The sequence below is a fragment of the Thioalkalivibrio sp. ARh3 genome (assembly GCF_000377265.1).
GTDB classification, from domain to species: Bacteria; Pseudomonadota; Gammaproteobacteria; order Ectothiorhodospirales; family Ectothiorhodospiraceae; genus Thioalkalivibrio; species Thioalkalivibrio thiocyanoxidans.
This window is the reverse complement of sequence record NZ_KB897950.1, coordinates 173,934-187,169: the sequence shown is the minus strand read 5'-3', so window position 1 is coordinate 187,169 and position 13,236 is coordinate 173,934. Positions and strand designations below refer to the sequence as shown.

Genomic DNA, 13,236 nt, shown 5'->3' with positions numbered 1-13,236 from the left:
ATGCCCGGCACGGAAGCGTTGCTGCCCCTGTCCTGGGCAATCGCGGTCGCGGCGGTATTCGGGCTGCTGATCGGCAGTTTTCTGAATGTCGTCATCGCCCGGCTGCCGGTGATGCTGGAGCGCGGCTGGAATGCCGAGGCACGGGCGATCCTGGAGCAGGAACCCGCTGCGGACGATACCCCGTTCGACCTGCTGCGCCCGCGTTCGCGCTGCCCCCACTGCAAGCGGCCGATCCGGGCACACGAGAATATCCCGATACTCAGCTTCCTCTGGTTGCGCGGGCGCTGCCCGGGATGCGGCACGGCCATCAGCTGGCAGTATCCGCTGGTCGAGATCCTCACTGCGACCCTGTTTGCACTGACCATCTGGCACTTCGGGGCTGGCACGACCGCGCTGCTGGCGCTGGTCTTCACCGGCGTCCTCATCGCCGCCGCCGGGATCGATGCGCGCACCACCCTGCTGCCGGATCAGCTGACCCTGCCGCTTCTGTGGCTGGGCCTGCTGGTCAACATCCCGGGCACCTTCACCGACCTGCAGTCGGCCGTGATCGGGGCAGCGGCAGGCTACCTGGTGCTGTGGCTGATCTTCCACGGCTTTCGCCTGGCTACCGGCAAGGAGGGCATGGGGTACGGCGACTTCAAGCTGCTCGCCGCACTGGGGGCATGGCTGGGCTGGCAGGCGCTGCCGGTCATCCTGCTGCTCGCCTCCCTGGTCGGGGCAGTGGTCGGCGTCCTGCTGATCCTGCTGCGCGGGCGCGACCGCAACATACCGATCCCGTTCGGACCGTATCTCGCGGCGGCCGGCTGGCTGGCGCTGATCTGGGGCGATACGCTGGTGGCGTTCTACTTCCCACAGGGGCTCTAGTTCATGCGGCGGGTCGGACTGACAGGCGGGATTGGCTGCGGCAAGAGCCGCGTCGCCGGACTGTTCGCCAGCCTGGGGGTTCCGGTGCTGGACGCCGACCGGGTCACCCGCGAACTGCAGGAGCCCGGACACGACCTGCACGCCGCGATCGTCCGCCACTTCGGCCCGGGGATACTGGACCCCCGGGGGCACCTGGACCGAGGAGCCCTGCGCGCGCGGATCTTTGCCGAGCCCGAGGAGCGCAAGGCCCTGGAAGCGCTGGTGCATCCCGCGGTCCACGCAGAACTGGAACGCCGGCTCCGCGACCTGCCAGACACGAACGGATATGCGCTGATCGTCGTGCCATTGCTGTTCGAGGCCGGCTGGGACAGCGAGTTCGACCAGGTCATCGTGGTCGACTGCCAGCCGGAGGAACAGCTTGCGCGGGTCACCCACCGCGACGGCCGCACACCGGCCGAAGTGCAGGCGATCATGGACTGCCAGCTGAGCCCGGAAGAACGCCGCCGGCGCGGCGACCGGGTGATCACCAACGACAGCACGACCACGGACGAGGATCTCCACCGCCAGGTCTCCGCCCTGCACCAACAGCTGCGATCCGGAACAGACAACTAGGAGCCGGTCGGCGCGCCTCGCGGGACCAACACTGTGCGCCGGCCCCGACTCCTGGCGGGGGCGGGTAGAAAGTCCCCCCCAAAATACCGGATACTGCCGTGATCTTGTTGCCGCGCAACGCTGCGAACCCAAGCCGGATGGGCCGCCCGTGACCCAATTGCTCACCTTCGAACAACCGCTCCATGAACGCGTGCGACTACTGTTGCGCCTGGAGGCGCTGGCGCAGCGGTTCGGGGACGCCCTGGAGTCCGGACGCCCGTTCGACCACCACGAGGCCCTGGTCTCGCTGGTCGACATCTATGCGCTGGTCACCCGGGTCGACATCAAGCGTGAACTGATGGGCGAGATCGAACGCCAGACCGCAAATCTCAACCGCCTCACCAACCAGCCTGGCGTCGACCCGGAACGCTTTTCCGAGACCATGCAGGCCCAGAAACGCCTGCACTCGGCGCTGGAGGAACAGGCCGGCGCGCTCGATCACCGGGTGCGCGGAAACGAATTTTTCAACAGCGTGCGCCAACGCATGGCGCTGCCCGGCGGCGCTTTCGACTTCGACCTCCCCATCTATCACCACTGGCTGGCCCAGAGCTCCCCGGAGCGCACGGCCCTGCTGCTGGAGTGGTTCGAGCCGCTAAACACAGTCGCCGAGGCAACCGTGCAGGTCCTGTCCTACATGCGCCAGTCCGGACGCTCGGAATCCGCCCTCGCGGAAGACGGCTATTTCGAGCGCAGCCTGGACACGAGCCACGCATGGCAACTGATCCGCGTCAGTGTCGACCCCGACGCGGGGTTCTATCCGGAGATCAGTGCGGGGCGCCAGCGCTTCACGGTCCGATTTTTCTCGCCCGAGGACTTCCGCAACCGCCCCGTACCCGCGGCACGAGACATCGAGTTCCAGCTGTGTTGCTGCGCCCTTTGAGCCGGCCGCACGCCCCCGCGCTTTAACCCGGTTGTGAACCGGGGCCTTGTTCGAGCAACCCGCGGATCGCCGCGATACCCTGCGCACCGCAGGTCCGGGCCTGCCCCAGGTCTGCCTCCTGCATCCCGCCCAGGGCATAAACCGGGACCCCCGCCTCGCGCACCTGTGCCGCAAAGCGCTCCCACCCCATACCGGGCAGACCCGGGTGGGATGCGGTAGCCCGAACCGGGCTCAGGACCGCAAAGTCCAGCCCCAGGCGGGCAACCGCCGCCAGCCCTTCGGCGTCGTGCACCGAGGCGGCGACCGGCCCCGAGACGGGAGGACGCCCCGAACACTCTCGCCAGCGCCGTTCCGGCAGGTGCCAGCCCGTCCCCGGCAGATCATCGACCCACTCCCAGGGCGCATTTGCGAGCAGCGGGATGCCGCGCGCCCGAGCGAAGCGATGCAGCGGCTCGATCAGGGCCCGGTAATCCGCCCGCTCGAGGCCCGGGGCGCGCACCTGTACCATCGGACTCGACAGACGCGCCAGCGCCGCCTGTACCTGCTCGATCACAGCCGGGATCTCGGACCGCCCGGCGGGTGCAGGGGTGATCAGGTAGTGCTGCGGCAGGACCAGGGCCTGGAACATCGGGTGATTGGCGGCGGGGAAATCCGTGGGTTCCAGAGTCGCCGGGTCGCGCCAGGCCCATTCCTGACCCTCGCGACCATGCACCTCGCCGGACCAGTCGGTCACCCGGAACACGCGCAGGGCCACGGAACACTCGGCAAAGTCATGGCGCACGGTCAGGCACTGGACACCCCCACGCACGACGATCCCCAGCTCCTCGTGCAGCTCGCGCGCAAGGCCCGCAAAGGCACTCTCGCCGGCATCAATTTTGCCGCCCGGAAACTCCCAGTAACCGCCCAGGTGCCGTCCGGCCAGGCGACGACTGACCAGCACGCGGCCGTCGCCATTGAGGACCAGCCCCACCGCGACCTCCAGCGGCGAAGTCGGATGGCCCGGCTCAGGACCGGTATTCGGCATTGATACGAACGTACTCGTGGGAGAAATCACAGGTGTACTTGCGGGCCGCGGCCTGCCCCCGACCCAGCGCGATCCGGATCTCGATCTCGTCCTGGGCAAAGGCCTGCTGCCCGGCTGCCTCGGTGTAGTCCGGGGAACGCCCGCCCCCACGGACGATCTCCACACCATTGACGGTGATGGCGACCTGCTCGATCACCAGGCCCGTAACGCCGGCGCGACCGACTGCGGCCAGGATGCGCCCCCAGTTGGGGTCGGAGGCGAACAGGGCGGTCTTGACCAGCGGCGACAGGGCAACGGTCTCGGCCACCCGCGAGGCCTCGGCCCCGTCACGGGCCGATTCCACCGCCACGGTCACGAACTTGGTCGCACCCTCGCCGTCGCGCACGATCGCCTGCGCGAGCTCAAGGCACAGATCCCCGAGTGCGCGCGCGAAGGCCTCGCGGTCCTCGGCCGTTGCCAGCGTTGCGCCACTGGCGCCCGAGGCCATGCAGACGACCGCATCGTTCGTGGAGGTGTCGCCATCCACCGTAATGGCGTTGAAGCTGGCCGCATTCGCTTCACGCAGCAAAGGCAGCAGCTCGGCTTCGGTGATAGCGAGATCGGTCCCGATGAACCCGAGCATCGTGGCCATGTTCGGGTGAATCATCCCGGAGCCCTTGGCGATCCCCGTCAGGGTCACGGTACCGCCCGACAGCTCGATGCGGCGACTGCTGCCCTTGAGCACCGTATCGGTGGTCATGATCGCGCGGCCGGCCGGCATCCAGCCATTTGGGACCAGGGCCGCGTGCAGGGCGGGCAGGGCCGTGGTGATCCGCTCGACCGGTAACGGCTCGCCAATCACCCCGGTGGAAAACGGCAGCACCGCGCGGGCATCGCCCCCCACCACCTCGGCGACCGCCTCGCAACAGGCACGCGCGGCGGCCAGCCCCGGCTCGCCGGTCCCGGCATTGGCATTGCCCGCGTTGATCAGCAGCCAGCGGCCGGAAGCCTCGGCCTGATGCTCGCGGGCGACGATGACCGGGGCGGCACAGAAGGCGTTGGTAGTGTAGAGCGCGGCAATGGTGGCATCCGGGCCGGCGTCGACCAGCACCAGATCGTCACGCCCGGCGTAGCGAATGGCTGCCGCCGTCGTGGCCAGGCGGATGCCCGGCACCGGCAGCAATGTGTCCGGGGGTTGCAGCCCAACGGCCATGTTCAGTGTTTCCCTAGACGCTCAGAGCTTGCCGTGGCACTGCTTGTACTTCTTGCCCGAACCGCACCAGCAGGGCTCGTTGCGCCCGAGCTTGGGACCCTCGCGACGATAGGGGGTATCACCGCTCGCCACCGGCTCGCGCTCTTCCGCCCCGGCCTCCAGCGCGCTGTCCGGATTCTCGTGCTGGAACTCCATGTCGGATTCGGCCGGGGCCTTCTTCTTCGGCTGCAGCGCCTCGACCTCTTCGGGCGAACGCAGTTGGATACGCAGCAGATACTTGATCACGTCGTGCTTGATGCGCTCCAGCAGGGACTGGAACATCGCGAAGGCTTCTTTTTTGTATTCCTGCTTCGGGTTGCGTTGCGCGTAACCGCGCAGCCCGATGCCCTGGCGCAGGTAGTCCATCGCGGCCAGGTGTTCCTTCCACTGGGTATCCAGCACCTGCAGCATCATGTCGCGCTGCAGGCGGTTCATCGTGGTGTCGCCCAGCTGCTCGCGCTTGCCGGCGAGCAGCGTTCGGGCGTGCTCGATAATCCGCTCGCGCAGCGGCTCCTCGTGCAGGTCTTCCTCGGACTCGAGCCACTGCTTCACGGGTAGTTCGATCCCGAACTCGCCGGTCAGGGCCTGCTCGAGACCCTCGACGTCCCATTCGTCCTCGATCGAGCCCGGCGGGATGTACTCGCTGATCTGGGCATTGATCACGTCGCCGAGCAAGGCATCGATGGTGTCACTGATGTCCTCGGTGGTCAGCAGTTCCGCACGCTGCTCGTAGATCACCCGCCGCTGGTCATTGGCGACGTCGTCGTACTCCAGCAGCTGCTTGCGGATATCGAAGTTGTGCGCCTCGACCTTGCGCTGGGCGTTCTCGATCGCCCGCGAAACCCAGGCGTTCTCGATCGCCTCGCCTTCCTTCATCCCCAGGCGCTGCATCAGGCCGCGGACGCGCTCGGAGGCGAACACCCGCATCAGGTTGTCTTCCAGCGAAAGGAAGAAGCGGCTGGAACCCGGATCGCCCTGGCGCCCGGAACGCCCGCGCAACTGGTTGTCGATACGGCGGGATTCGTGGCGCTCGGAACCGATGATGTGCAGTCCCCCGGCCTCCAGCACCTGGTCGTGACGCTTCTGCCAGTCGGCCTTGATCTTCTCCCGCGTCGCGGTGTCCTCCGGATCGACCTCGGCCAGCTCGGCATCCAGCGAGCCCCCCAGCACGATGTCGGTCCCGCGGCCGGCCATGTTGGTCGCCAGCGTGATCGCGCCCGGGCGCCCGGCATGGGCAATGATCGCCGCCTCGCGCTCGTGCTGCTTGGCGTTGAGCACCTCGAACTTGATCCCGGTCTTCTTCAGCCGGTCTGCCAGGCGCTCGGAGGCCTCCACGGAGGCGGTGCCGACCAGTACGGGCTGGCCCCGATCCACGCACCACTGGATCTCCTTGATGATCGCATCGTACTTCTCGTCCTGGGTCAGGTAGACGAGGTCCTGCATGTCGTCGCGCACGAGCGGCTTGTTGCCGGGCACGACCACGACCTCGAGTCCATAGATCGTCTGGAACTCGTAGGCCTCGGTGTCCGCGGTACCGGTCATGCCGGAGAGCTTCTCGTACAGGCGGAAGTAGTTCTGGAAGGTGATCGAGGCCAGCGTCTGATTCTCGCGCTGGATCGGCACGCCCTCCTTCGCCTCGATCGCCTGATGCAGGCCCTCGGACCAGCGGCGGCCGCCCATGATGCGGCCGGTGAATTCGTCGATGATCTGCACCTTGTTGTCGCGCACCAGGTAGTCCACGTCGCGGTGGAACAGGGCATGGGCCCGCAGCGCGGCATTCAGGTGATGCAGGACCTGGATCGAACCGGCGTCGTACAGGGACTGGTATTCCTCCAGCAGCCCCTCCTCGCGCAGCAACTGCTCAGCCTTCTCGTGACCGTCCTCGCTCAGGAAGACCTGCTTGGCCTTCTCGTCGACGTAGTAGTCGCCCTCGCTCTCCTCGTCTTCCTGACGGGTGAGCTGGGGCGGGATCTTGTTCAGCCTTTCGTACAGCTCGGAGCTGTCGCCACTGGGGCCGGAGATGATCAGCGGGGTCCGGGCCTCGTCGATCAGGATCGAGTCGACCTCGTCGACCACCGCAAAATTGAGGCCGCGCTGTACCCGCTGATCGGCCGAAAAGGCCATGTTGTCACGCAGGTAGTCAAAGCCGAACTCGTTGTTGGTGCCGTAGGTAATGTCCGCGGCATAGGCCTCGCGGCGAGTCACGGGGCGCAGGTGATCCATCCCCCCTTCCTCGGCCTTGTAATCGGGGTCGTACAGATACGAGGCGCTGTCCACGCCCTGCCCCCCGGAGGAGTTGACTACACCGACGCTTAGCCCCAGCGCATGATAAAGCTGACCCATCCAGGCGGCATCGCGGCGGGCCAGGTAGTCGTTCACCGTCACCACGTGCACGCCGTCGCCAGTCAGGGCATTGAGGTACACGGGCAGCGTGGCGACCAGGGTCTTGCCTTCCCCCGTGCGCATCTCCGCGATGCGCCCGTCGTTCAGCACCATGCCGCCGATCAGCTGTACATCGAAGTGGCGCATGCCCAGCACGTGAATGCTCATGGCACGGCAGACTGCAAAGGCCTCCGGCAACAGCTTGTCGAGGGACTCGCCGTCCTGGGCCCGCTTGCGCAGCTCGGTGGTCTTGTGATGCAGCTCTTCGCGCGGCAGGGCCTCGTTGGCTTCCGCCAGGGCGTTTATCTGCTCGACCTGCTTGCGATATCGCTTGATGATGCGGTCGTTGCGACTGCCGAAGAACTTCTGTACGAGCTGCTTGACCATAGGGATCCGCTTGAGGGGGCTTGTGAGAGCCAACCGTTGTCCGAAACCCGCTTAGGATAAACCATCCGCCCACCACCTGCGCGGGGGCGGACACCGGCAAGGGGTTTCGGTTTCAGTCGTCGTCGGGCAGGAAGTCGTAGGGGTTGACGGCCCGCCCTGCTTTCAGGACTTCGTAGTGCAGATGGGTATCGGTGGCGCGGCCGGTGCGGCCCATCCGCGCAATGCTATCGCCGGCGCTCACGCGCTGACCGGCCTCGACCAGCAACTCCGAGTTGTGCGCATAGCGCGTGCGCAAGCCACCGCCATGGTCGATTTCGACCATCTTGCCGTAGGCGTCGCGCTTGCCCGAGAAAACCACCACGCCACCCCCCGCCGCACGGATGTCCGAGCCATGGCTGCCGGCGAAATCCATCCCCGAGTGGAAGCGTCGCTCGCCGGTAAACGGGTCATTCCGATAGCCAAACGCGGAGCTAATCCAGGCCTCGTCATCCACCGGCATGAGCTGAGGGCGCAGGGCCTCGCGCGACGCATCCTCGCGCAGCGTATCGTCGATCAGGGCCACCGAGGCCTGGTGCCGATTGAGAAGACGCTCCAAGGCATGGAGGCGTTCATCCATGGCCATGGGGGAATCCGGGCCTTCCAGTTCGGGGCCACCCTGCCCCCCCATCGCGGGCACCAGTTCGGACAGATCCAGATCGAGGGTCTCCCCCACCGAACGCATGCGCAGATCCACACGAGCGAGCTGCCGCTCCAGTGTCACCACACGCTCTGCCAGATGCTTGAGCCCCTCGTGGGCAACCTCGCGCTCGGCGGCCTCGATGACGGCCTGGTCACTGCCCGGGACAACGGGGACCTGGACGACCTCTCGCTGCTGCTGCCCCACCCAGTAGGCACCAGCGACGGCCGCCACCATCAGGGCCAGCAGCGTGGCGGCGAGGATAAGGGTGGCACGCAGCGGAAGCCGGGTACACAGGCCGTCCGGTCGTAGTACGATCAGTTGCATGGCTTTCTCGATTACTCTTGTACTGTCGGACTGCGCGGGGCGGCAGCGATGATGCCGCGCCCCGCCAACCGCTTTGTTGCGGCCAATCTGAGCGTTCACTGTTCCCGCGATCTGGAGCTGGAGCGGGCTCTCGCCCCCGTGGTGGGCGAGGAACTGCGGCGCGGGCGCCTGGCCCTGACCCGACAGGGAGAAACCCTGATCGCGGTTTGCACCGATCGCGCGCTGGCGACCGAGATCCGCTTCCAGCAGCGCGAGCTGCTCAAGACGCTCGCGGCGGCCGGCATCGACGGCACCACCGAGGTGCGCATCCGACTCGACAGCACGCCACGCGCGCCGCAACCCGAGCCGGTCGCGGTCCAGCGCGAGATCCCGGAGGCGGCCCGCTCGCTACTCAGGCAGACCGCCCGTTCGGTCAGCGATCCGGCGCTGTCCGGGGCGCTGGAACGCCTGGCCGCGCTGTCCTCGCGGGGACGCTAGCCCCCGCCGGGCCTAGCCGGTAGCGATCGTTGGCGCCAACTGGCCGAAGGAGATCGGCAGCCGCTCCGAGGGGTCCTCGAAGGTAACCTTTTCCCAGGCGGTCTCGTCCGCCGCCAGCTGGCGAATCAGCTGGTTGTTCAGCGCATGCCCGGACTTGTGCCCGGTAAACGCGCCGATCAGGCTGTGGCCCAGCAGGTACAGATCCCCGACCACATCGAGGATCTTGTGCTTGACCAGCTCGTTGTCGTAGCGCAGGCCATTCTCGTTCAGGATCTTGTAGTCATCGAGCACTACGGCGTTGTCCAGGCTGCCGCCCAGCGCCAGCTGGTTGGCGCGCAGGGCCTCGATGTCGCGCATGAACCCGAAGGTCCGGGCACGCGAAACCTCCTTCACAAAGGAGGTGGACGAGAAGTCCAGCTCGGCACGCTGGCTCCCGTCGGTGAACATCGGGTGTTCGAAGTCGATGCAGAAACCGACCTTGAACCCGTCGTAGGGGTCGAAGCGCACCCATTTGTCGCCCTCGCGGACTTCCACGCTGCGCTTCACCCGGATGAATTCCTTGGGGGCGTCCTGTTCCTTGAGCCCGGCGGACTGCAACAGGAACACGAACGGCCCGGCACTGCCGTCCATGATCGGGACCTCGGCGGCACTGACATCCACGTGCAGGTTGTCGATACCCAGCCCCGCGATCGCGGAGAGCAGGTGTTCCACGGTGGAAACACGCACGTCTCCCTTGACCAGCGTTGTCGACAAACGTGTGTCGCCCACGTTCTCCGCCCGGGCCGGGATTTCGACGACAGGATCCAGATCGCTCCGATGGAAAACGATCCCGGTATTCACCGGCGCTGGTCGCAACGTCAACACGACCTTCTCCCCGGTATGCAGCCCCACGCCTGTGGCCCGGATGCTGTTCTTGAGCGTTCTTTGTCGAATCAACGCGTATAACCTCTTTCTTTTCAGGCGCATAGTGGAGCCCGGGCCCTCCCGGGCTCCTCATGCACACAACGATTACCGCATTATTGCAAGTTTCCGCCCTCCCTGCATGCGGCCCCTTGCTCAGTCGGCCTGTTTGCGCAGAAAGGCCGGGATATCGAGCACATCGATGCCTTGCTGCTGGTTGTAGTCCACCGCGAGATTGTCCCCGCCACGACGTTTGACGGTCGGCTGATCGAGGTCCACCTCGACGTCGGAGCCCACCGCGCGCTTGGGCTGGGCATCCACAACGCGTACCTGGGGACGTTCCTGCTGGGACGGCTGAGCCCCCAGACCGGTGGCCACCAGGGTCACGCGCAGTTCGTCGCTCATCTCCGGATCGATCACGGTCCCGACCACCACGGTCGCGTCCTCGGAGGCCAGGGCCTTCACGGCCTCGCCAACCTCCTCGAACTCGCCGATGCCGACATCCATACCCCCGGTAACGTTCACCAGGATGCCGCGAGCGCCCGAGATGTCCACATCCTCCAGCAGCGGGCTGGCGATCGCAGCCTCGGCAGCCTGCCGCGCACGGTCCTCGCCGGTCCCGGACCCGGTCCCCATCATGGCCATGCCCATCTCGCGCATCACGTTGCGCACGTCGGCAAAGTCGACGTTGATCAGGCCCGGACGGGTGATCAGCTCGGCGATCCCCTGTACCGCACCGAACAGCACGTCGTTGGCGGCCTTGAAGGCATCCAGCAGCGTGGTGTTCTTGCCCAGCACGGTCAGCAGCTTCTCGTTCGGGATGGTGATCAGCGAATCGACCTGCTCGGTCAGCGCCTTGATCCCGGACACAGCCACCTGCATGCGCTTCTTGCCCTCGAACGGGAACGGCTTGGTGACCACCGCGACGGTCAGGATGCCCATCTCCTTTGCGATCTGCGCGACCACCGGGGCCGCCCCGGTGCCGGTACCACCACCCATGCCGGCGGTGATGAACACCATGTCCGCACCCTGGAGCAGGTCCTGGATGCGCTCGCGGTCCTCCAGGGCCGCCTCGCGCCCGACCGACGGATCGGCCCCGGCACCCAGGCCCTTGGTGATGTCGCCGCCCAGCTGCAGCAGCGTCTTGGAGTCCAGGCTCTTCAGGGCCTGGGCATCGGTGTTGGCGCAGATGAAGTCCACGCCGTCGAGTTGCGAGTGAACCATGTGCTGTACGGCATTGCCGCCACCACCCCCAACACCAACGACCTTGATCGTGGCGTTCTGGCTAAAGGTATCCATCAGTTCGAACGTCATGGCTGCGTCCTCTCGGTTCGTGTGTACATGTCAGTTGTTTGTCCATGGTCGGAGAGCGGTCCGACCCCCATAACTCCGGCGGCCCCGGTCATCAGAGCTGTCCGGAAAACCAGCGCTTCATGCGCGCCCATACACCCTGGAACCCGCTGCTCACGGGCCGGGCCTCCTGCTCCGCACGCGATTCGCGGGCATAGAGCAGCAGCCCCACCCCCGTCGCGTGGATCGGATTCTTCACCACATCCAGGAGCCCGGTGACGCGTTGCGGCACCCCCAGGCGCACGGGCATGTGAAAGACCTCTTCGGCGAGGTCCACCACACCTTCCATTCGGGACGAGCCGCCGGTCAGCACCACCCCGGCGGCAATCATTTCCTCGGTACCGCTGCGGCGCAGTTCCGCCTGCACCAGTTGCAGCAGTTCCTCGTAGCGCGGCTCGACCACGGAGGCGAGCGTCTGGCGCGACAGCCGGCGCGCGGCGCGATCGCCGACACCGGGGACCTCGATGGTCTCGCCCGGGTCGGCCAGCGTGCGCAGCGCGCAGGCGTACTTGATCTTGAGTTCGTCGGCGTACTGGGTCGGCGTACGCAGGGCCACCGCGATGTCGTTGGTCACCTGGTCCCCGGCAATCGGGATCACCGCGGTGTGCATGATCGCGCCGTGGGCGAACACTGCGATGTCGGTCGTGCCGCCGCCGACATCCACCAGGCAGACACCCAGGTCCTTCTCGTCCTCGCTGAGTACCGAATAGCTGGAGGCCAGCTGTTCCAGGATGATGTCGTCCACCCGCAGCCCGCAGCGCTCCACGCACTTGACGATGTTCTGCGCCGCGGACACCGCGCCGGTCACCAGGTGCACCTTGGCCTCCAGCCGCACCCCGGACATCCCGATCGGCTCGCGGATGCCCTCCTGTTCGTCGATGATGTATTCCTGCGGCAGCACGTGGAGGATGCGCTGGTCGGCCGGGATGGCGATCGCACGGGCGGCATCGATCACCCGGTCCACGTCACCGGGGACCACCTCGCCATCCTTGATCGCGACCACGCCGGTGGAGTTGTAGCTCTTGATGTGGGAGCCGGCGATCCCGGTGTAGACCGAATGGATCTCGCAGCCGGCCATCAACTCGGCCTCCTCGACCGCGCGCTGGATCGACTGGACGGTGGACTCGATGTTCACGACCACGCCCTTCTTCAGCCCGCGCGATGGCGAGGAGCCGATACCGATGATCTCGATCTCGCCCTCGTCGGTCAGCTCGCCGACGATCGCCTCGATCTTCGAGGTGCCGACATCCAGGCCAACGATCAGTCCGGGTTCCGACTTCTTTGCCATCATCTTTCTGCGTCCTGTCGTTCGTGTCATCGGGCGTTGCCGCCGTTGTTGTCCGCTTCTTCGGCCCAGGCCACGGCCAGACCGTGCGGATAGCGCAGGTCCACCCGCGCAATCGGGGCGTCCTCGCGCGCCCGCAGGGCCGGTGCCGCGCGCACCAGCTGGCCCAGCCGGTTCAGATTCACGTCGCGGCCCATCAGGACCTCGGCCCCGTCGGCCAGATGGATCGTCCAGTCATGCCGCTTGCCCTCGTGCACGCCCACGACCTCGAACCCGGCATCGGCCAGGCGCGCGGAGACCTCCAGGTAGCGGTGCATCAGCACCACCTGACGGCCGTCCTCGCCGGCCAGTGCCGGCAGGAAATCCCATTCGGCGAGATCCACCGGTCCGAACAGACGGCCGTGGCGGTCCACCAGGTGGTCGTCGCCCCACTGGGCTACCGGAACCGGCTCGGTCACATGAATCTCCAGGGTGTCCGGCCAGCGCCGGCGCAGCTGCACCGCGTCCACCCAGGGCATCGCCTGCAACTCCTCGCGCAGGACCTCGAGGTCCGTGCCCACGAACCCCGGCGCATGCGCCCGCACCCGCTCGAGGATCGCGTCCGTGTCGGCATGACTCGGCTCGCCGGCAATCTGGATGGAGCCGATCGGCAGATGCTGGTCCGGATCGAAGTGCAGCCACAGGCTGAAGCCCAGCACCAGCGCCCCCGCCAGCCCCATGCCGGCGAGCAGTCGCAGCCCCGGCCCCGCCATGGCCTGCAGGCGCGATGGACCTTCCGGCCGCCGCGCGGGTCGCATTGTGC

General features: G+C 66.8%; 12 protein-coding genes. 4 read left to right on the top strand and 8 right to left on the bottom strand.

Going from position 1 to position 13,236, the window contains the following annotated elements; all coding sequences use genetic code 11:
• The 3 genes from C995_RS0109440 (at position 1) to zapD (ending at position 2,395) form a co-directional block, all read left to right on the top strand.
• Complete coding sequence (locus tag C995_RS0109440) at positions 1 to 864, top strand: A24 family peptidase (protein ID WP_018864708.1); 864 nt, start codon at positions 1 to 3, stop codon at positions 862 to 864.
• A 3-nt stretch (positions 865 to 867) separates the two neighbouring features.
• Positions 868 to 1,476 carry a dephospho-CoA kinase gene (gene coaE / locus C995_RS0109435; protein ID WP_018864707.1) on the top strand — a complete coding sequence of 203 codons (609 nt, stop codon included), beginning with the start codon at positions 868 to 870 and terminating at the stop codon, positions 1,474 to 1,476.
• Positions 1,477 to 1,624: 148 nt separating this feature from the next.
• The gene (gene zapD, locus C995_RS0109430) at positions 1,625 to 2,395 is read left to right on the top strand and encodes a cell division protein ZapD (protein ID WP_018864706.1); all 771 of its coding nucleotides are present in this window, start codon (positions 1,625 to 1,627) and stop codon (positions 2,393 to 2,395) included.
• A gap of 22 nt (positions 2,396 to 2,417) precedes the next feature.
• On the opposite strand, the gene C995_RS0109425 is transcribed toward zapD, so the two are convergent.
• From C995_RS0109425 to C995_RS0109410, 4 genes are all read right to left on the bottom strand, one after another.
• On the bottom strand, positions 2,418 to 3,419 hold the full coding sequence (locus C995_RS0109425; RefSeq protein ID WP_018864705.1) for a Nudix family hydrolase: 1,002 nt from the start codon (positions 3,417 to 3,419) through the stop codon (positions 2,418 to 2,420).
• Positions 3,400 to 4,611 carry a bifunctional glutamate N-acetyltransferase/amino-acid acetyltransferase ArgJ gene (gene argJ / locus C995_RS0109420; RefSeq protein ID WP_018864704.1) on the bottom strand — a complete coding sequence of 404 codons (1,212 nt, stop codon included), beginning with the start codon at positions 4,609 to 4,611 and terminating at the stop codon, positions 3,400 to 3,402. Before argJ ends, C995_RS0109425 begins: the two co-directional genes overlap by 20 nt.
• 21 nt (positions 4,612 to 4,632) lie before the next feature.
• Entirely contained in the window at positions 4,633 to 7,419 is a 2,787-nt protein-coding gene (secA, locus tag C995_RS0109415) for a preprotein translocase subunit SecA (protein ID WP_018864703.1), read from the bottom strand.
• A 112-nt stretch (positions 7,420 to 7,531) separates the two neighbouring features.
• Positions 7,532 to 8,422: a M23 family metallopeptidase gene (locus C995_RS0109410; RefSeq protein WP_018864702.1), complete on the bottom strand. Its 891-nt coding sequence runs from the start codon at positions 8,420 to 8,422 to the stop codon at positions 7,532 to 7,534.
• A gap of 48 nt (positions 8,423 to 8,470) precedes the next feature.
• Here C995_RS0109410 and C995_RS0109405 point away from each other — a divergent pair, with 48 nt between their 5' ends.
• The gene (locus tag C995_RS0109405; RefSeq protein ID WP_018864701.1) at positions 8,471 to 8,899 is read left to right on the top strand and encodes a DciA family protein; all 429 of its coding nucleotides are present in this window, start codon (positions 8,471 to 8,473) and stop codon (positions 8,897 to 8,899) included.
• Between the two features lie 12 nt (positions 8,900 to 8,911).
• Here C995_RS0109405 and lpxC read toward each other — a convergent pair whose 3' ends face one another.
• From lpxC to C995_RS0109385, 4 genes are all read right to left on the bottom strand, one after another.
• Positions 8,912 to 9,835: a UDP-3-O-acyl-N-acetylglucosamine deacetylase gene (gene lpxC, locus C995_RS0109400; RefSeq protein ID WP_012983556.1), complete on the bottom strand. Its 924-nt coding sequence runs from the start codon at positions 9,833 to 9,835 to the stop codon at positions 8,912 to 8,914.
• Positions 9,836 to 9,955: 120 nt separating this feature from the next.
• Positions 9,956 to 11,113 carry a cell division protein FtsZ gene (gene ftsZ / locus C995_RS0109395; protein WP_018864699.1) on the bottom strand — a complete coding sequence of 386 codons (1,158 nt, stop codon included), beginning with the start codon at positions 11,111 to 11,113 and terminating at the stop codon, positions 9,956 to 9,958.
• Positions 11,114 to 11,204: 91 nt separating this feature from the next.
• Positions 11,205 to 12,440, bottom strand: a complete 1,236-nt coding sequence (gene ftsA, locus C995_RS0109390; protein WP_018864698.1) for a cell division protein FtsA — start codon at positions 12,438 to 12,440, stop codon at positions 11,205 to 11,207.
• 23 nt (positions 12,441 to 12,463) lie between these two features.
• A complete protein-coding gene (locus C995_RS0109385; protein ID WP_018864697.1) occupies positions 12,464 to 13,186 on the bottom strand; it encodes a cell division protein FtsQ/DivIB in 723 nt (240 codons plus the stop codon).
• Between the last annotated feature and the right edge of the window lie 50 nt (positions 13,187 to 13,236).

Coding starts and splice junctions, on each gene's coding strand:
- C995_RS0109440 (WP_018864708.1), top strand. CDS start 1: ATGCCCGGCACGGAAGCGTTGCTGCCCCTGTCCTGGGCAATCGCGGTC.
- coaE (WP_018864707.1), top strand. CDS start 868: ATGCGGCGGGTCGGACTGACAGGCGGGATTGGCTGCGGCAAGAGCCGC.
- C995_RS0109425 (WP_018864705.1), bottom strand. CDS start 3,419: ATGCCGAATACCGGTCCTGAGCCGGGCCATCCGACTTCGCCGCTGGAG.
- argJ (WP_018864704.1), bottom strand. CDS start 4,611: ATGGCCGTTGGGCTGCAACCCCCGGACACATTGCTGCCGGTGCCGGGC.
- secA (WP_018864703.1), bottom strand. CDS start 7,419: ATGGTCAAGCAGCTCGTACAGAAGTTCTTCGGCAGTCGCAACGACCGC.
- C995_RS0109410 (WP_018864702.1), bottom strand. CDS start 8,422: ATGCAACTGATCGTACTACGACCGGACGGCCTGTGTACCCGGCTTCCG.
- C995_RS0109405 (WP_018864701.1), top strand. CDS start 8,471: ATGATGCCGCGCCCCGCCAACCGCTTTGTTGCGGCCAATCTGAGCGTT.
- ftsZ (WP_018864699.1), bottom strand. CDS start 11,113: ATGACGTTCGAACTGATGGATACCTTTAGCCAGAACGCCACGATCAAG.
- ftsA (WP_018864698.1), bottom strand. CDS start 12,440: ATGATGGCAAAGAAGTCGGAACCCGGACTGATCGTTGGCCTGGATGTC.
- C995_RS0109385 (WP_018864697.1), bottom strand. CDS start 13,186: ATGGCGGGGCCGGGGCTGCGACTGCTCGCCGGCATGGGGCTGGCGGGG.